Origin of the sequence: Candidatus Poriferisodalis sp., from assembly GCF_965204195.1 — a bacterium.
Classification (GTDB): Bacteria; Actinomycetota; Acidimicrobiia; order Acidimicrobiales; family Poriferisodalaceae; genus Poriferisodalis.
Window position 1 is genome coordinate 59,898 of the sequence record NZ_OZ241975.1, and the last position, 16,520, is coordinate 76,417.

A 16,520-nucleotide genomic window follows, 5' to 3' on the forward strand; every position below is an offset into this window, starting at 1 on the left:
GATCCCCTACTTCACCACGTACACGACGTACCAGGTGGCGGCCCACGCAAGCACGGCGAAATCCCAGAAGAAGACCGCTGCGCCCAGCGGCGTCGAACGGTCGCGGCCCACGCTGCCTCCCAGCGACCGGAGTGTCATCAGGCCCAGGTAGAACATCCCGACAATCAAGATGGCCAGCGAGAGCCCGCTGACCGCGTATGCCAAGGTCGCCCATTCGCCCGAGCCGATCTCGAGCTCCATGCGGTTCAGGCTGAACATCACCATGTTGAAGAAGGCGAGCCCCATCACCAGGGTGAGCGCCATGCCCACCCAGGTGTGGCCGCGCTCGCCGCGGCCGCTGGCCCACACCGCCCAGTGCGCCGTGACCACGGAGACCAGCAGGGTGATGAGCGCGTAGACGAGCTGCGGATTCGGCACTGATTGGCCGGCCAGCCAGTCGTGGCCGGGGTCGATGCCCGATGCATGCCGGCGCGCCATGTAGTGGCCCAATGCCCCGGCCACCGCCATGGCTCCGGCCGCGATGGCGAAGCCGGTGCCGACGAGCTGGCTGCGGGGGCGCGGCGGCGGGCCGGGAACGCTGTAACGCCCCGGCTGCGGAGCTTCGACGGTGCTCGTCGCGTCCGCCATCAGGCCGGCACCTCTTCCGCGTCGCGTTCGGCGGCGGCCGCGCTTCCGTTGAGCCCGTTGCCATTGAGCTCAGCGTCGAGCAAGGGGGTTCCCGAGGTGAGTTCCGGCAAGGCCGCAGCGGGGCCGAGCGGGGGCGGCGAGGGCAGCAGCCACTCGGGTGTCAGCCCGTCCCACGGGTCGGCCTCGGTTTCGGCGCCCTTGCGCATGGCCACGCTCACGAGCAGGTTCAGCACCACGAGCGCCACGCCGACGAGCACGATGACGACACCCACGGCGCCAAGCGCCGACAGGCCTTCAGCGACATCCGGGCCGGTCTCATCCACCTGGTCGACATAGCGGGAAGTCAGCAGCGGCGCGCCGTAGACGAACTGCGGCTGCTCGGTGAAGACACCTGACAGCGTCGGGAACAGCCACGCGAGCAGGGCACCGCCACCGATTGCCAGGAGGCTGGCGAACCCGGCAAGCTCGGACAGCCGCCGGCCCCAGATCTTGGGCGCCCACCAGTGCAGCGCAGCCAGCCCGCCCAGCAGCCCTGCCCCGTAGATGAGCAGGCTCTGCTGGCCGGTGACCCAGGTGGTGAATCGCAGCGGGGCGTTCCCGTCGGTGCCGCGTCCCGCGATCTGCAGCCAGTCCACGCCGGCGCCGATCAGGCCCACCAGTGCGGCCACAGCGATGAGCGTCCCGGCGCCGAACGCAGCGACCACCGCCGTGTTGGGCCGCGTCAATGACACTGCGCCGCTGCGAGGCCGCGGCCGGTTGCGGCTCTGCCACAGCGTGAAGCCCAGCAGCGCAAGCAAGCCCGAGACTCCTGCGAGGGCGCCCGCATACAGGCCGACCAGCACGATGCCCTCGAGGCCGTCGACGATGTCGGCGCCTTCGTCGGTGATGCCGAAGTTGGCCCACGCGCCGAAGCCGAAGAGCCCGACGAGTCCCATGGTGAAGTAGAGCGCCAGCGGCTCGAAGACCCAGCGGCGGGCGGCGGCGAGCATGATCTCAGCGACCACGCCGAGCACGGGCACCACGTAGATGAACAGCTGCGGCGTGCGGTACATCCAGTCGATGCGCGACCAGATGCCGTAGTTGCCGCCGAGAAAGCGGGGGCCGTAGCGGTGCTCGATATAGAGAATGACGATCTGGCCGAGTACCACGCCGAGGCTGACTACGAGCATTGACGCCGTGACGAGGGCCGACCAGGCGAACGGCGGGGTGCGGTCCATGTACATGCCCGGCGCACGCATGGTGAGCGTGGTGACGGCAACACAGATCGCTCCGGTGAGCAGCGATATCACGAGCCCCGCTAGAGCCAGCAGGTGCAGATCCACCCCGTCCGAGAAGCCGCCGCCGGGACCGCCGTTGGCGATGTACGCCCCCACGAGCACGCCTGCCGACACCAGCCAGCCCCAGAACGACAGGGCCGCAGCACGCCCGAAGGCGATGTTCGGCGCTCCCACCTGCAGCGGCACTACATAGATGGCGATGCCCAGGAACAGCGGGATGAGCATGCCGAACACCAGGGCGTCGCGGGTGAACGTGAACACCTGCACAAACGAGTCGGCGTTGAGAACGGTGTGGCCGCTGGACGAGGCCAGGTCGAAGCGCACAAGCAGATCTGCGATCGCGCCGGCCAGGGCGAACAGCAGCGAGCAGGCGATGAACAGCCGGCCGATGCGCTTGTGGTCGGCGGTGTTGAGCCAGCCGAACGCCGTCGGGTCTTCTGCCGGGACGGCCCCGGCAGTTCCTGCTGCATGTCCGGACACAGAAGGTCCTTGTGTATGCCCCGCTTCGGTAGTGGCGTCGGTCATGCGGCGATGTGGTTCCCGAACTCGGCTGGCAGCGCCGCTTGGGGGCGACGCCAACGGCGCACTCTAGCGACCCGCGGCCCCCTCAACCAGATTGTTCCCAGCACAACTGCATCACCAGCTGAGCCGGACGACCACGTCGACAGCCATCGCCGCGAACAGCAGCCCCAAGTACGCGATCGAGGTGTGGAATACGCGCATCGCGGTCTGGGGCGTCAGCGCTCGCCACAGCGTCACGAGCTGCCATCCGAACGCAGCGCCGCCGGCCAACGCGACTGCCCAGTACAGGCCTCCGGCGTCGGCTGCTACGGCAAACCACAGCGACAGCGCGACCACCGCGAGGGTGTGCAGCGTCATCTGCACCAGCACCGAACGCTCGCTGGCCACCGACGGCAGCATCGGCACCTCGGCGGTGTCGTAGTCGTCGGCATAGCGGATGGCCAGCGCCCAGAAATGCGGCGGCGTCCAGAAGAAGACGATCGCGAATGCGATCCAGGCCTCGAGCGACAGCGTGCCGGTCACGGCCGCCCAGCCGACGAGCACCGGCGCAGCGCCGGCCGCTCCGCCGATGACGATGTTCTGGGCAGACGACCGCTTCAGCCACAGCGTGTACACGAACACGTAGAACAGGCACGCAGCCAGCGCGAGCAGAGCTGCCAGCAGGTTGGCGCCCCACCACAGAATCCCGAACGCCGCCGCTTCGAGCACCACGCCGTAGATCAACGCAGCGCGCGGAGTCACCGTGCCGACCACCAGCGGACGGTGGGACGTGCGAGCCATCGTCGCGTCGATGTCGCGATCGATGTACATGTTGAAGGTGTTGGCGCCCGCCGCCGACAGCGTGCCGCCGACCACGGTGAACAGCATCAGCGTCACAGAGGGCACGCCACGTTCGGCCACGAACATCGGCGGCACCGTCGTCACCAGCAGCAGTTCGATGATGCGCGGCTTGGTGAGCGCGACGTATCCCCGCAATGTTGATCCACGCAGTGAAGGGCGCAGCGCCGCCAGCATTGCTGTGAGGCTACGAGTCGCCCCTAACGTTTCAGCGTGAACTTGCCGGACCCGTCGCAGCCGCAAGGGCGCCGGCGGTACGTCACCCCCGAGCGCTTCGCCGTGATTGCGCGCTGGGCACTCTGGTCGCTCGTGGCGATCGTCGTCACCGGCTCGCTTGTGCGTCTCACGGGCAGCGGCCTGGGATGCAGCGATTGGCCGACCTGCGAGCCCGGCGAGTTCGTGCCCGCGGCCGACTTTCACGGTTGGGTGGAATTCGGCAATCGCATCGTGACCGGCCTGGTGTCAGCGGCTGTTGTTGTGGCTGTGGCTGCGTCGTGGTGGCGGCGACCGCGCCGCGGCGACTTGGTGTGGTGGTCGTTGGGCCTGGTGGCCGGCGTGATCTTCCAGATCGGTCTCGGCGCCGTGACCGTGCTGACTCACCTTTCGCCGCCGATCGTGATGTCGCATTTCCTGGCGTCGCAGGTGCTGGTGGCGGCCGCGGTGGTCCTGCAGCATCGAGCGTCGTGGGAGCCGCCGCACGGCGGGAACGGCACCGCCCCTCTGCCGACCCACGTTCGGACGCTCGCTTGGCTGGCCGCGACGCTCACGGCTGCGGCGCTGTGGACTGGGACGGTGGTGACCGGCACTGGACCCCACGGCGGCGACGAGCATGTCGAGCGCCTGCAGTACGCCCTGCCGTCGGTGGCCCGCATTCACGGCATCACGGTGGCAGTCTTGGCTGCGGCCACCCTGTCGCTCGCCTTGCGCGTACGACGGCTGGTCGCGACAACGGGGGGCGACGCAACGAGCGAGCTTGGGCGGCGCGTTCGGATCGTGATCGGCGTGATGGCCGTGCAGGCGGCGATCGGGTACGTGCAGTACTTCAATGAGCTGCCGGTGCTGCTCGTGGCGCTGCATGTCGTCGGCGCAACGCTGCTCACGATCACGATGACCCGCTTGGTGCTCGCAGCAGAGACCGGTCGACGCTCCTCAGCGGAGCCTGGCGTTGCCGAATCGGTTGGCATCGCGGGCCGCGGCTTCGCAGAATGAACCCGTGAGCCCGACCGCTCCGACTGTCGCACCTCGGCTGGCGCAAGCGCCAGCCGTTGCCGACCCCGAAGTTGTCCGCGATCCGACCAATGAGGACGAGCACAGCACTGACGTGCCGTGGGTGGTGCTGGTCTGGAATGACCCGATCAACTTGATGAGCTATGTCGTGTACGTGTTCCAGAAGCTGTTCGGTTACAGCGAGGCCAAGGCCACCGAGCTGATGCTGGATGTGCACAACAAGGGCCGTGCCGCAGTCGCGTGGGGTTCACGCGAGAAGGCCGAGCTCGACGTCTTCAGGCTCCACGAATACGGTCTCTGGGCCACCATGCAGAAGGACAACTGAGCTGTGCTCGCGGCGCTGCACCAGCGACTGAGCGACGCTCTGGCGGCGGAGGCCCCGTGAGCGGCACAAGGTTCGGGGCTCGCGGCTCGCTGGTGAGCGTGCATCTCGCCGACTGGGAGCGGCGGCTGCTGTCCGACATGGTGGGCGAACTGCGATCCAACCTGCTCGACCACACGCCGGCACGCGACGGCGGCGACGGGCTGGACCCGTCGTTGCGCCGCCTGTTCCCGCCCGCCTACCTGAGCGATCCCGACCGCGATGCCGAGTACCAGCGGCTCATGCGTGACGAGCTGCTGGCCGAACGCCTCGATCACCTCGATCTGCTCGACAGCACGCTCGCTGCCGATCACCTCGACGATGAACAGATCACCGCCTGGATGCAGGGCCTGAACGAGCTGCGCCTCGTGCTCGGCACCCAACTCGACATCTCTGAGGAAGACGATCCCGCCGAGATCGATCCGCACGATCCTGCACAGCGTCCACGGCTGCGCTACCACTACCTCGGCGGGCTGCTCGCAGAACTCATCGACGCCACCACCGCGTAGCCTGAGACGCCCTGCCCCCATCGTCTAGCGGCCTAGGACACCGGCCTTTCACGCCGGCGGCACGGGTTCGAATCCCGTTGGGGGTGCTGCCTCCTCAGCGTTGAAGTGCATGTGACCTAGCGCTGTCGACGTCGCCAGCCGCGATGACGACCCGGATTCCCGGGATCATCTAGATCGCTTTATCAAACTTTCGTCTTGAATCATTCATTCGCATACACTACGTTGCGCTGTGTGTATGAATCTATGTGCGGAAGGTCACCAAAGCGCGTCATCTCCTACGCCCGCGTGTCGACCGGCACTCAAGCTGCGACCGGCCTCAGCATCGACGCCCAACACCGAGCCATCGCCGATGCGTCTGCTGCACGCGGATGGCGGGTGATCGAGTGCGTCACCGACGAGGCAATCTCGGGAGCGGTTCCCGTCGACGAGCGGCCCGGGCTCAGCGCCGCACTTGCGCTACTCGAGCATGGTGACGCAGATGTGCTTGTCGCGACGCGCATCGACCGTCTTGCTCGCGACACGCTGGCGACGCTGCAGTTGTTCGACCGCGCCGAGCGCTTGGGGTGGGAGTTGATCACTCTCGATGCGCCCGAGGGCACCAAGACGCACGGCGGCCGCTTGCTGGTCGGAGTTCTTGCCGTCATCGCTGCCCACGAAGCCGGGTCAGCCCGCGCCCGCACCGTCGCAGCCCTGCAGTCGGCCCAGCGCAGCGGCAAACAGCTCGGAAGGCCCAGCCGCCAGCCTGAGGAAGCCCGAGTCCTTGCCAAGCAACTCCATGACGAGGGCTACAGCCTGCGCGACATTGCGGCGGCGCTCGAGGTTGCGGGCATTCTCACCGCGACCGGCAAGACCACCTGGCACCACTCCAGCGTCGCCACGCTCCTCAGGAGCGAAGACGAGACATAGTGCCTACCGGTGCCGTTGTCAGGCCAGCAGTCGGCGGCGGAGGCTTGATTACGTCGCTGCGCTGTGGCGGCTTCGCCACTATGGCAAGCAGCCAGATCGACCAACCAACGGCAACCACGGCGGACTACATCCATCTCGCGGCCGAATCGGTGGCCCGGAACAGCGGAAAGCACACAAGCGGCACGCCGAGAACCGCTAAGCGGCCGGCCGCTTGCTCAGACTTCGGCTGCGGCGTCGAGCTCGGCCAAGCGCCGAGCCGCGCCCTGCTTTCGGCGGCGTTCCCGCACGACAGTCACGACGTAGATGCCGATAGCCAACAGCGCGGCCACTCGCGTCACGGCCCACCAGCCAGAGCCGACCCGTTCAAGCGTCAAAAGCGGGACTAGAACCCACGACCCGAGCGCAGCGCCAAGAGCCAGCGCCACAAGCATCACCGCGCGTCTAATCACCCGCTGCTTGCGCCGAGCTGTCGTAGCGGTGTCGGTCATGGTGTCAGCAGCTCCAGCAGTGCTCCTAGGCCGAATTAGCAGCCTCGGCTTCGCGGCGCCGCTGCCGCCGCCACAGCTCTCTCAGCCCGGCGCAAATGAGCCCCACAGTCAGGCCCGACGCCGCACCTATGCCGGCGTCGCTGAACAGGTCCGTGCGTCCGTCCAGGACTATCTGGCTGAGCAGTAGGAGCGGCAAGGCGACGCCCAGCACGAGCAGCACGAGCCAGGCGATGCACAGCCCGAGCCGCGAACGAACTCGCCGCCAACGGCTCGGGCTCTGTTGGGCGGGGCTCGTCGGCGCCTCGGTGGTGCTCATGGTGTCAGGGTAGCTCCCGTGCTCATGGCTGTTTTCTCGCTCACTGGCGGCACGCCGACTCCACGCCGGTGGCGCACTGATAGCGATATTTAGCGTGCATCAGCTCAGCGAAGCTGATTTTGCCAGCGGTGAAGTCGGCTAAGGCGCTGTTCCAGGCGTCCTCGGGCGTTTCTTCGGTGCTGTCGTCGCTGCCGTCGCCGTCGTCGCTGCCGTCGTCGCTGCCGTCGCCGTCGTCGCTGCCGTCGTCGCTGCCGTCGCCGTCGTCGCTGCTGTCGTCGTCGTTGGCGTCGTCGTCGCTGCTGTCGTCGTCGTTGGCGTCGTCGTCGCTGCCGTCGTCGTCGCTGCCGTCGCCGTCGTCGTCGCTGCCGTCGTCGTCGGGGTCTGGCACCGGCACCAACGCTGTCCCAGTGCCGCACACGGTGGCAAGAAAGAGTCCTACCGCTTGGCGGTTACCCGCTTTGAGGCTCTTGCCTTTCGTGGTTTTCAGTAGGACGGCCTCGACCCCGATGTAGCACGCCGCAGCCCCGCTGCCGCCGGTGGCGGCGCGTCGGCCCGTCTCGCCGATGTCGGACCACAGGGTCTGCAAGTCGTTGAGTGTGTAGATCTCGACGTTGCTCCGCTCAAGCACGGGGTTGAGCAGGTCGAGCAGTTTCTGCTGCTCGGCGGGGTCGGTTGCGAATTCGTCCCAGTCGATGTCCAAGTCGTCGAGCTGGTCGGCGGCTTCGTTCTGCAGCGTCTCAATAACGGCCTTGAGGGTGGCTTTGCCGCCCTGTTTGAGCATGTACCCGATGCGCGTGAAGATGCTGTCCACGGCGTCGTTCTTGCGGCAGTTCTGCGAGCCGTGGCCGCCTTGCTCGGTGTGCCCGGCGGGGCAGTGCGAATGGTCGTCCCGGTGGCATTCGCCGTCGGTGGTGCCGCCCGCGAGCGGGTGTTGGTGACGCTGGTAGGTCTCGGTCGGGTCTTGGAACGGGGTACACGGCTTGACGGTGTAGGTGGTCGTCTGGGGGTCCGGATCAGGATCGGGATCGGGATCAGGGTCCGGGTCCGGGTCGGGATCGGGGTCCGGGTCCGGGTCCGGGTCGGGATCAGGGTCCGGGTCCGGGTCGGGATCAGGGTCCGGGTCGGGATCAGGGTCCGGGTCGTCGTCTTTGTCGTCGTCTTTGTCGTCGGGCGTGGGCTGGTTTATGACCGGCGTCACGTCGCACTGCGTGGCCGCTGAGCCGGACTGGCCCGAACCGGCGCTGTTGTCGGGCTGGGCTGCTTCGGCGTTGTTGGCCGCGTCGTCTCTGTGGATTGTCTGGCCGGGCCGGTCGGTTTGCAGCGGCATGTCGGGCACGCATCGCTGCGGCGGCAGCGGCTTGGGGTGGGTGTGGGGCACTGCCTCGTTCCAGCACTGCCGGCCGGCGAAGGGGTCGAATGAGCAGCGGCGCACGGTCTTGGTGTGCGCGTCGGCCGGCTCGCTGGTCGCGAGCGGCACGATTGCGAGCACCGATGCGAATACCAGCAGCGCGCCCAGCGCGGCGGTGAGTCGTTTGGGCATGGCGGGTCCCTCCTGTCTAGAAACCGTTCGTTTCGTAGACAGAGCCCGTGCGCCCGAACGGGCCCGCGCGGAAGCTCGCCGAGGCCACGCCGCACGGAACTGATGTGGCGCGCAAGCCCAGCAAGCACGCGGCTTTGCGGCTGTTTCACGCGCCGCTGCGGGCGATGAGCCGTACAGCTGGGATCCTGGCTTGACGGGCTCAGATCAGGTGTTTAATATACGAACGTTTGTTAGACACCGAAAACGGCCCCTGACCAGCAGGTTTGGGAGCACTTTCCCCTCGAAATCGGTCCGGTCACGTGGCGTGACACGGTCGCTGTCAACACCGGATTCGGCGTGCTTGCCCGACGATGGCGATCTCGGTGCGAGCGCAAGAGCCCTGAGACTCAGAGCGAGTCGACGGAAGGCGATTCGCTATCGGCCGCCAGCGGGAGCCGGAGTTCGACGGTGGTGCCGGGGCCATCGGTGTCGATGACCGACGCTGAGCCGTTGTGGCTGCGGGCCACGTAGTCGACAATCGACAGTCCGAGGCCGGAACCGGGCTGGGAGCGCGCTTCGGGGGCGCGGTAGAAGCGCTCGAAGACGGTCTCACGCAGGGCTGCGGGGATGCCGGGTCCGCGGTCGCGCACTCGGACGTTAGCCTCCCGGTCGACTGCGGCGACGCTGATCTCGATGGGCTCGCCCGGAGGCGACCACTTCACGGCGTTGTCGACGAGGTTGCCGATCGCTCGCTCCACTAGCGCCGCATTCGCGACCACTTCGCACGACTCGAACGCGGTCACAAAATCCGTCTCGGTGCGGCGGCGGTGCCGGTCCATGACCGACGCAGCCAGCTCGGCCAGATCGACGCGCTCCGGCTCGCCCTGGGATCGCTGGTCGGTCGCCAGCTCGACGAGCTCGTTCACCAGTTCGGTGAGCTGGTCGAGCTCGAACTGGACATCGTCGAGCATCTGGCGGCGCTCATTGCTGTCGAGTGCAACGACTGCATCGCCGACAGGCGCGTCGGAAGCCGTCGCGGCCGCTGGTTGGGCCGCAACCTGCTCGGCTCGCGCCAGCAATTCGATGTTGGTGCGGATGCTCGTGAGCGGCGTCCGCAGCTCGTGGCCTGCGTCGGTGACCAACCGATGCTGCTGGGCGCGCGACAGCGCCAGGGCCTCCAGCATCGCGTTGAAGCTGCGAGCCAACTCGCCCAGTTCGTCGTCGCGCTCAAGCTCGATGGGCTGGTCCAGATCTTGGGTCTGCGCGACGTTCCGTGCTGCATCGGTGAGCCGCCGGACCGGCCGGATGGCACGGCCCGCCACCAGGAATCCGAGCAGTCCGGCGCCCGCGACGCCGATGGCGGCCACAACAGCCAGCGCGTTGCGCAGGCCCGCCACGTTCGCGTCGACCTCGTCGAGCGGGCTGGCGACCATCAGCGCTCCCGCGGGTGCCACCGGCACCGTCAGCACTCGCAGGCGCACACCGTCCGCTGACACATCGGTTCGATGCCGACGAACCCGGCCATTGGCCACGGCAACGTCTGCGGGTGTTACCGGCAGCACCTCGTCAGACGCGTACACCACTGCGCCGTTCGGGGCCACGATTTGTGCGAGCACGTCCCGGGGCACGAATCGCCCGAAGAACTGCACGCTGCGGCGCTCGGGCAGACGCCCGCCGCTCGCGACCAGCACGGCGACGCGGTCGTCCAGCTTGCGGTCGAGTGCCGACCGGGCCTCGGCTCGGGCAATCCAGAGCGCTACCCCCGAGACCGCCAGCACGGCGACGGCAACCGAGGCCGCCACCAGCAGTCCGAGCCGGGTACGGAAGCTCATGTGGGTCGGAGCACGTAGCCCACGCCGCGCACGGTCTGGATCGGCCTGTGGCCGTCTGAGTTCGACGCGGAGGCGAGTTTGCGCCGCAGGTAGCCGACGTAGACCTCCAAGGAGTTCGAGGCCAGCGACGCGTCGTAGCCCCACACCGTGTCGTAGATCTCGTCGCGGTGCAGGACACGACCGGGGTTGCGCAGGAACAGTTCCAGCAGCCGGTGCTCGGTGTGGGTCAACGTGACGGGCTCGCCCGCGCAGGTCACCTCGTAGCTGGCCGTGTCAAGGACAATGCCAGCGCAGGCCAGCCGCTCGCCTTCGTCCGGCGAGGAGCCCTCGGCACTCCGGCGCAGCAGCGCCCGCAGTCGAGCCAGCAGCTCGTCGAGCGCGAACGGCTTTGCCAGGTAGTCGTCGGCGCCGGCATCGAGGCCTTCCACCCGGTCCGCTGTTGTGCCCCGCGCCGTCAGCAGCAGGATCGGCAGGCGGCTCCCGGCGGCGCGCAGGCGGCGGCACAGCTCGAAGCCGCCCAGGTTCGGCATGGTGGCGTCCAGCACCATCACGTCTGCCCGGCCGGCCAGCGCCTCGCCCTCGAGGCCATCGCTGCCTTCGAGCACGTCATAGCCCTCGAGCTGCAGGGCGCGTCGCAATGCCGCTCGGATGCGCTGATCGTCGTCGACGACGGCTACCGCGGGGCTGCTCCGGTTCGGCAGATCAGCACCCATGGCCTCATTCTGGAACGCCGTTCATGAGAAACCCATGAGAGGCCGAGCCGGCAGGTGCCGGCTGCTAGCTGGCGGCGGAGGTGCTGCGGCGCAGGTGGGAGATGGTGAGCGCGGCGCAGGCTTCGCGTTCGGTTTCGTAACTCAGTGCCCGTACGGCGTCGGCGATGTCCCACCAGGCCACCTCGTCGACCTCGCTCGGGTCGCCCGCGAGCCGCTTGGGCATCTTCGCCGGGGCCATCGCGTAGAAGAGCACCAGCTTGGGCACCCCGCTGGCGATCATGTAGCTGACCGGGTAGGGCGCAGACGTGATCGCGCACCGCACGCCCGTCTCCTCACGGACCTCGCGCAGCGCCGCCTCCTCCCAGGACTCGCCCCGGTTGAGGTGGCCCTTCGGCAGCGACCAATCGTCATACCGCGGCCGGTGCACCACCAGCACGGCGCCGTCATGGCACACCACGCCGCCGGCAGCCCGGTCCACGGGCGCATTGGAATAGCGGCCCCGCTCGATGTGGCGTCGGCGTGCCTTCACCGTGAGCTGCGCGGCAGGAGCCTGGGCCGCCTTCTTGCGGCCCTTCTTTGACGACTTCGCCGCATCGGATGCCACGGTTCGTGTCTAGCGTGTCCACGCTGGCCGGGATGCACATGTCGGCGGTCGGCCGGGTCGACAACGGGGAACAGACATGGACTTGGGAATCTGCATCGCATCGCACATCGGCGATCTCGACTACGTCGAGCGGGCCGAGGAGCTCGGCTACACGCATGCCTGGTTCGCGGACAGCCACATGCTGTGGTCGGACTGCTACGCGACGCTGGCGCTCGCCGCTGAGCGCACCAGCACCATCCAGCTCGGCACCGGCGTGTCGGTCTCGGGCACGCGGCCCGCTCCTGTGACGGCCGCGTCGATCGCCACGATCAACGCGCTCGCGCCCGGACGGACATTTCTCGGCATCGGCACCGGCAACACCGCGATGCGGATCATGGGACACAAACCCCAGCGCATCGCCGAGTTCGACCAGTACTTGGCAGCGCTGCGGCCGCTGCTGCGTGGCGAGGAAGCCGTCCACCACTTCGGCGGCAGCGCGCAGCCGATCCGCCACATCATGCCGGACAACGGGTTCGTCAACTTCGACGACGAGATCCCGCTGTACGTGTCGGGTTTCGGGCCGCGCTCGCTGGGACTGGCAGGTCGCTACGGCGATGGCGCGGTGCTCTCGGTGCCGCCTGACGGCTCGGCCACGGCGCGCGTCTGGGAGTACATCGAAGAAGGCGCCGCCGAGGCAGGTCGCACGATCGACCGCGCCGACTACCTGATGTGCTCGCTCACCACCATCGTCATCCTCGACGACGGCGAGACGCTCGCCAGCCAGCGCGAGCGGGTCCACCACGAGGCCGGCGCCTTCGCGATGGCGTCGCTGCACTACTCCTACGACCAGTACCGACAGTTCGGACGGTCGCCCGGCGCCCGCCTGGAGGCGGTCTGGGACGAGTACTGCGCGATGCTCGACGACACCGACCCCGATCGCATCCACCAGCGCATCCACGCCGGCCACAACTGCTGGGTGCTGCCCGAGGAGGCCCGGTTTCTCACCGACGAGCTCATCGATGCCACCTGCATCGTGGGCACTGCCGAGGCGGTCACCGAACGGCTGGCTGACCTGGGCGAGCGGGGACTCGACCAGATCATGATCCTGCCCAACTTCGATCCCCGCTACGAGGTGCTCGAACGCGTCGGCAGCGAGATCATCCCCCGGCTGGCCGACGGCTGAGTGGGTCGGTACCAGACTGCTCGCTAGCCTTGTGCGCTGCTGTTGAGCCCATCCCGCGGAGCTGGCACCCATGAGCAACATCTGCCAAGTCACCGGCCGCCGGCCGCACTCGGGCTTCAACGTGTCGCACTCGCATCGGCGGACGAAGCGCTGGTTCAAGCCGAACATCCAGCGGAAGCGGTTCTGGGTGCCCAACGAGAGTCGCTGGGTCACGCTGACCGTCAGCGCTAAGGGCATCAAGACCATCAACAAGCGCGGCATCGAGTCGGTGGTGGCCGATCTGCGCCGTCGGGGGGAGAAAGTCTGATGCCCAAGAGCGACAAGCGTCCCGTCATCAAGCTGAAGTCCACCGAGGGCAGCGGCTACACGTACACGACGCGCAAGAACAAGACCAACACCCGCGACCGGATCGAGCTGCGCAAGTACGACCCGGTGCTGCGCCGGCACGTCATCTTCAAAGAAGAACGCTGAGCGGCGGCGCCGTCGAGGGCGCCCCATGAGCACCGCATGACCGCGGCGCGGCCTGCTCGCCTGAGCCTGCGGGCGGCGCGACGGCTCGCCATCGGCGCCCAAGGGCTCGCCTCACCGCTGCCGGGTGGGCGGCTGGACGTCCGGCATCTGCGACGGGCCATGGATTGCATGGGCCTGCTGCAGATCGACGCCGTCAATGTGCTGGCGCGCTCGCACCTGCTGGTGCTGCGCGCCCGGATGGGCGGCACGCACGACGCCGTGCTGGGGTTGCTCGAGCGGGCGGCGTACGCACGCCGGGCAGACGAGCGGGAGCTGACCGAGTACTGGGGCCATGAGGCGTCGTTCGTGCGTGTGGCCGACTGGCCGCTGTTCGGCTGGCGGATGCGCCGGGGGGCTGCCGGCGACATGTGGAGCGGCTACGCCCGCTTCGGAGAGGCCAACCAGCCCAAGATTCGTGCGGCGCTCGCCTGGCTCGACTCCAACGGCCCCGCATCCACGGCTGAGGTGGATGCTGCGATGGAGTGGGGACCGGGCGTGCGCGGGCCCTGGGGAACACGCAGCAACGGGAAGCTGGCGCTGGCGTGGCTGTTCTGGGCAGGCCGGGTCGGCGTGGCCGAACGCACCGGATTCGTGCGGCGCTACGACGTGATCGAACGGGTGCTGCCGAGCGAGGTGGTCGAGACGGTTGTGGACGAACCCGACGCGCACCGGGCGCTGCTGGCAGACGCCGCCCGGTGCCTCGGCGTCGCCACCGCCGATGATCTCATCGACTACCACCGCCTGCCGAAGCGCATCGCGCCCGCTCGCATAGCGGAGCTCGTCGAGAGCGGACAGCTCCGCCAGGTAACAGTGGAGGGCTGGGATCGGCCGGGGTATGTGCCCGCCGGCCAGCGCGCTGCCCGGCGACGGTCGAGGTCGGTGCTGCTCAGCCCGTTCGACCCGCTGGTGTGGCACCGCCCCCGCGCCGAGCGGCTGTTCGGCTTTCACTACCGCATCGAGATCTACACGCCCAAGGCCAAGCGGCAGTACGGCTACTTCGTGCTGCCGTTCCTGCACGACGATGCGCTGGCGGCGCGCCTCGATGTGCGCTTCGACCGGGAACGTAACGTGCTGGAAGTACCGGCTGCGTGGGCTGAACCGGCGTCATGGCCCAGCGGCGCCGCGGCCTCCGCAGACGCTCTGGAGGCACTGGCAGCCGAGCTGCATGCGCTGTCAGCGTGGTGCGGCGGCGAGGGAGTGTCAGTGCTGTCTCGCGGCGATCTCGCCGGCCGCCTGCGTGCTGCGGTCGCTGGCGCTGATTGCTGATCGAGGTGGCTATCGTTGCTGCGCTCGCATCGGCAGAGATCCCGATCTCGACGTCGGCGCAAGCACACAGCAATACAGCTGGTCCCGTGGTGAAGTCTGGAGTTCACGCTGGCCTGTCAAGCCAGAGGTCGCGGGTTCAAATCCCGTCGGGACCGCGGTCGGGTAGCTCAGTTGGCAGAGCGCGCGCCTGAAAAGCGTGAGGTCACCGGATCGACGCCGGTCCCGACCACTGCCTAGTGCGAGCGAAGGGGCTTCGCCCCCGCTCACAACAATAGAAAGCTCGAAGGGCTTCGCCCCTCGGCCGCGAACTTAAGGGGTGCCGTCGCGACGACTCTCGTGGGGCGCTTGGGTGTGGCCTGTTTAGCGGCGGGTTACTTGGTCTTTTTGGGCCGCGGTTGCTACGGCGGAGGCCACTGCTGGGACTACTGAGCGATCGAAGGCTGTGGGGATGACCAAGTCGGGGCTGAGGTCGTCGCTGGAGACGCCTGCAGCGATGGCCTCGGCGGCGGCGATCTTCATGTTCTCGGTGATATCTGTGGCGCCCGCGTCGAAGGCGCCACGGAAGATGCCGGGGAACGCCAGCACGTTGTTGATCTGGTTGGGGTAGTCGCTGCGGCCCGTGGCCACCACGGCGGCAATGTCGCCGATGGCGTCGGGCAGGATCTCGGGGTCGGGGTTGGCCATGGCGAACACGATCGGTCGCTCGGCCATCGTCTCCACGTCGTCGCGGGTGATGAGCCCGGGTCCGCTGAGGCCGAGAAACACGTCGGCGCCGGCCATGGCGTCGGACACCGAGCCGGCCACGCGCTCGGCGTTGGTGTTGGCCGCCAGCCATTCCTTGGCGTGGTTCAGCTCGGAGCGACCGGGATGAATGGTGCCCTTGCGGTCGCAGGCGATCACGTCGCCGATGCCGGCGCCCAGCAGGATCTTGGCGGTCGCAACCCCGGCGGCACCCGCCCCCAGGATGACGCAGCGCAGGTTCGCCAGCTCCTTGCCCACGATCCGCGCCGAGTTCTCGAGCGCAGCCAGCGCGACCACTGCGGTGCCGTGCTGGTCGTCGTGGAACACGGGGATGTCGAGCGCGGCCCGCAGCGCTTCCTCGACCTCGAAGGCCCCGGGTGCCGCGATGTCCTCCAGGTTGATGCCGCCGAAGGTGGGCGCCAGCCGGATGACCGTCTCGACGATCTCGTCGGCCTCGTTGACGTCGAGGCAGATCGGGAACGCGTCCACGCCAGCGAATTCCTTGAAGAGCAGCGCCTTGCCCTCCATCACCGGCATCGCGGCCGCCGGGCCGATGTCACCGAGGCCGAGCACCGCCGTTCCGTCGCTGACGATGGCGACCGTGTTGCCCTTGATCGTCAGGTCGTGTACACGCTCGGGCTGATCAGCGATCGCCCGGCAGACACGAGCGACGCCGGGCGTATAGGCCATGGAGAGGTCATCGGCATTGCGCAGCGGGATGCGGGTGACTGTCTCGAGCTTGCCGCCCTCGTGCAGCTCGAACGTGCGGTCCATCGAGGAGATGACCGTGATGCCTTCGAGCCCGTTGACTGCGTCGCAGATCTGAACGATGTGCTGCTCGCTGGACGCATCCACCACGATGTGCTGGCGCAGGGTGCCCTGGGTGATGGTGAAGCCGTCGAGGCTCTGGATGTTGCCGCCTACGTCGCCGATTGCGGTGCACAGCCGGCCGAGCGTGCCCGGCTGGTGGGCCAGCTCGACTTCGAGCGTGGCGGAATAGGCGGCGGTGGGTCGCGACCCCGCAGTGGCAGTCATCGGTGCTCCTGGCGCGCCTGGGGCGCTGTCCGGATAATGGGCAGGCAGGGTATTGGGCTGGACCCGTC

18 protein-coding genes and 3 tRNA genes are annotated in these 16,520 nt (G+C 68.2%); 11 read left to right on the top strand and 10 right to left on the bottom strand.

Features of this window, described 5'->3' with window-relative positions; genetic code table 11:
• Nucleotides 1-6: 6 nt before the first annotated feature.
• From ACOGI8_RS00135 to ACOGI8_RS00145, 3 genes are all read right to left on the bottom strand, one after another.
• Nucleotides 7-627, bottom strand: coding sequence for a cytochrome c oxidase subunit 3 (locus ACOGI8_RS00135; protein ID WP_419854896.1), 621 nt, complete (start codon nt 625-627; stop codon nt 7-9).
• The gene (locus ACOGI8_RS00140) at nt 627-2,384 is read right to left on the bottom strand and encodes a cbb3-type cytochrome c oxidase subunit I (RefSeq protein WP_419854897.1); all 1,758 of its coding nucleotides are present in this window, start codon (nt 2,382-2,384) and stop codon (nt 627-629) included. Before ACOGI8_RS00140 ends, ACOGI8_RS00135 begins: the two co-directional genes overlap by 1 nt.
• A gap of 156 nt (nt 2,385-2,540) precedes the next feature.
• Nucleotides 2,541-3,440, bottom strand: coding sequence for a heme o synthase (locus ACOGI8_RS00145; RefSeq protein WP_419854898.1), 900 nt, complete (start codon nt 3,438-3,440; stop codon nt 2,541-2,543).
• A 36-nt stretch (nt 3,441-3,476) separates the two neighbouring features.
• Between ACOGI8_RS00145 and ACOGI8_RS00150 the strand changes: the two genes are divergently transcribed.
• From ACOGI8_RS00150 to ACOGI8_RS00170, 5 genes are all read left to right on the top strand, one after another.
• Nucleotides 3,477-4,472, top strand: coding sequence for a COX15/CtaA family protein (locus ACOGI8_RS00150; protein ID WP_419854899.1), 996 nt, complete (start codon nt 3,477-3,479; stop codon nt 4,470-4,472).
• Between the two features lie 4 nt (nt 4,473-4,476).
• Entirely contained in the window at nt 4,477-4,815 is a 339-nt protein-coding gene (gene clpS / locus ACOGI8_RS00155; RefSeq protein WP_419854900.1) for an ATP-dependent Clp protease adapter ClpS, read from the top strand.
• A 56-nt stretch (nt 4,816-4,871) separates the two neighbouring features.
• Entirely contained in the window at nt 4,872-5,360 is a 489-nt protein-coding gene (locus tag ACOGI8_RS00160; protein ID WP_419854901.1) for a DUF2017 family protein, read from the top strand.
• Between the two features lie 13 nt (nt 5,361-5,373).
• Nucleotides 5,374-5,446 (top strand) — tRNA-Glu (locus ACOGI8_RS00165).
• Nucleotides 5,447-5,603: 157 nt separating this feature from the next.
• Complete coding sequence (locus tag ACOGI8_RS00170; RefSeq protein WP_419856428.1) at nt 5,604-6,266, top strand: recombinase family protein; 663 nt, start codon at nt 5,604-5,606, stop codon at nt 6,264-6,266.
• A 215-nt stretch (nt 6,267-6,481) separates the two neighbouring features.
• On the opposite strand, the gene ACOGI8_RS00175 is transcribed toward ACOGI8_RS00170, so the two are convergent.
• The 6 genes from ACOGI8_RS00175 to ACOGI8_RS00200 form a co-directional block, all read right to left on the bottom strand.
• Nucleotides 6,482-6,754, bottom strand: coding sequence for a hypothetical protein (locus ACOGI8_RS00175; RefSeq protein WP_419854902.1), 273 nt, complete (start codon nt 6,752-6,754; stop codon nt 6,482-6,484).
• Between the two features lie 25 nt (nt 6,755-6,779).
• Nucleotides 6,780-7,070 carry a hypothetical protein gene (locus ACOGI8_RS00180; RefSeq protein ID WP_419854903.1) on the bottom strand — a complete coding sequence of 97 codons (291 nt, stop codon included), beginning with the start codon at nt 7,068-7,070 and terminating at the stop codon, nt 6,780-6,782.
• A gap of 40 nt (nt 7,071-7,110) precedes the next feature.
• The gene (locus ACOGI8_RS00185) at nt 7,111-8,610 is read right to left on the bottom strand and encodes a hypothetical protein (RefSeq protein ID WP_419854904.1); all 1,500 of its coding nucleotides are present in this window, start codon (nt 8,608-8,610) and stop codon (nt 7,111-7,113) included.
• 386 nt (nt 8,611-8,996) lie between these two features.
• Entirely contained in the window at nt 8,997-10,421 is a 1,425-nt protein-coding gene (locus ACOGI8_RS00190; protein ID WP_419854905.1) for an ATP-binding protein, read from the bottom strand.
• Nucleotides 10,418-11,134, bottom strand: a complete 717-nt coding sequence (locus tag ACOGI8_RS00195; RefSeq protein WP_419854906.1) for a response regulator transcription factor — start codon at nt 11,132-11,134, stop codon at nt 10,418-10,420. The genes ACOGI8_RS00190 and ACOGI8_RS00195 overlap by 4 nt, the downstream gene beginning before the upstream one ends.
• A gap of 64 nt (nt 11,135-11,198) precedes the next feature.
• Nucleotides 11,199-11,738: an NUDIX hydrolase gene (locus ACOGI8_RS00200; RefSeq protein ID WP_419854907.1), complete on the bottom strand. Its 540-nt coding sequence runs from the start codon at nt 11,736-11,738 to the stop codon at nt 11,199-11,201.
• 76 nt (nt 11,739-11,814) lie between these two features.
• Here ACOGI8_RS00200 and ACOGI8_RS00205 point away from each other — a divergent pair, with 76 nt between their 5' ends.
• From ACOGI8_RS00205 to ACOGI8_RS00230, 6 genes are all read left to right on the top strand, one after another.
• Nucleotides 11,815-12,900, top strand: coding sequence for an LLM class flavin-dependent oxidoreductase (locus tag ACOGI8_RS00205; RefSeq protein WP_419854908.1), 1,086 nt, complete (start codon nt 11,815-11,817; stop codon nt 12,898-12,900).
• Nucleotides 12,901-12,970: 70 nt separating this feature from the next.
• The gene (gene rpmB, locus ACOGI8_RS00210; RefSeq protein ID WP_419854909.1) at nt 12,971-13,207 is read left to right on the top strand and encodes a 50S ribosomal protein L28; all 237 of its coding nucleotides are present in this window, start codon (nt 12,971-12,973) and stop codon (nt 13,205-13,207) included.
• Nucleotides 13,207-13,371 (top strand): 50S ribosomal protein L33, encoded by a 165-nt coding sequence (gene rpmG, locus ACOGI8_RS00215; RefSeq protein ID WP_323671457.1) that lies wholly within the window; start codon nt 13,207-13,209, stop codon nt 13,369-13,371. Before rpmB ends, rpmG begins: the two co-directional genes overlap by 1 nt.
• A 36-nt stretch (nt 13,372-13,407) precedes the next feature.
• A complete protein-coding gene (locus tag ACOGI8_RS00220; RefSeq protein WP_419854910.1) occupies nt 13,408-14,676 on the top strand; it encodes a winged helix-turn-helix domain-containing protein in 1,269 nt (422 codons plus the stop codon).
• 80 nt (nt 14,677-14,756) lie between these two features.
• A tRNA-Asp gene (locus tag ACOGI8_RS00225) sits at nt 14,757-14,831 on the top strand.
• Nucleotide 14,832: 1 nt separating this feature from the next.
• Nucleotides 14,833-14,905, top strand: a tRNA-Phe gene (locus tag ACOGI8_RS00230).
• A 131-nt stretch (nt 14,906-15,036) separates the two neighbouring features.
• Here the strand turns inward: ACOGI8_RS00230 and ACOGI8_RS00235 are convergent.
• Complete coding sequence (locus ACOGI8_RS00235; protein WP_419854911.1) at nt 15,037-16,452, bottom strand: NAD-dependent malic enzyme; 1,416 nt, start codon at nt 16,450-16,452, stop codon at nt 15,037-15,039.
• Nucleotides 16,453-16,520 lie beyond the last annotated feature (68 nt).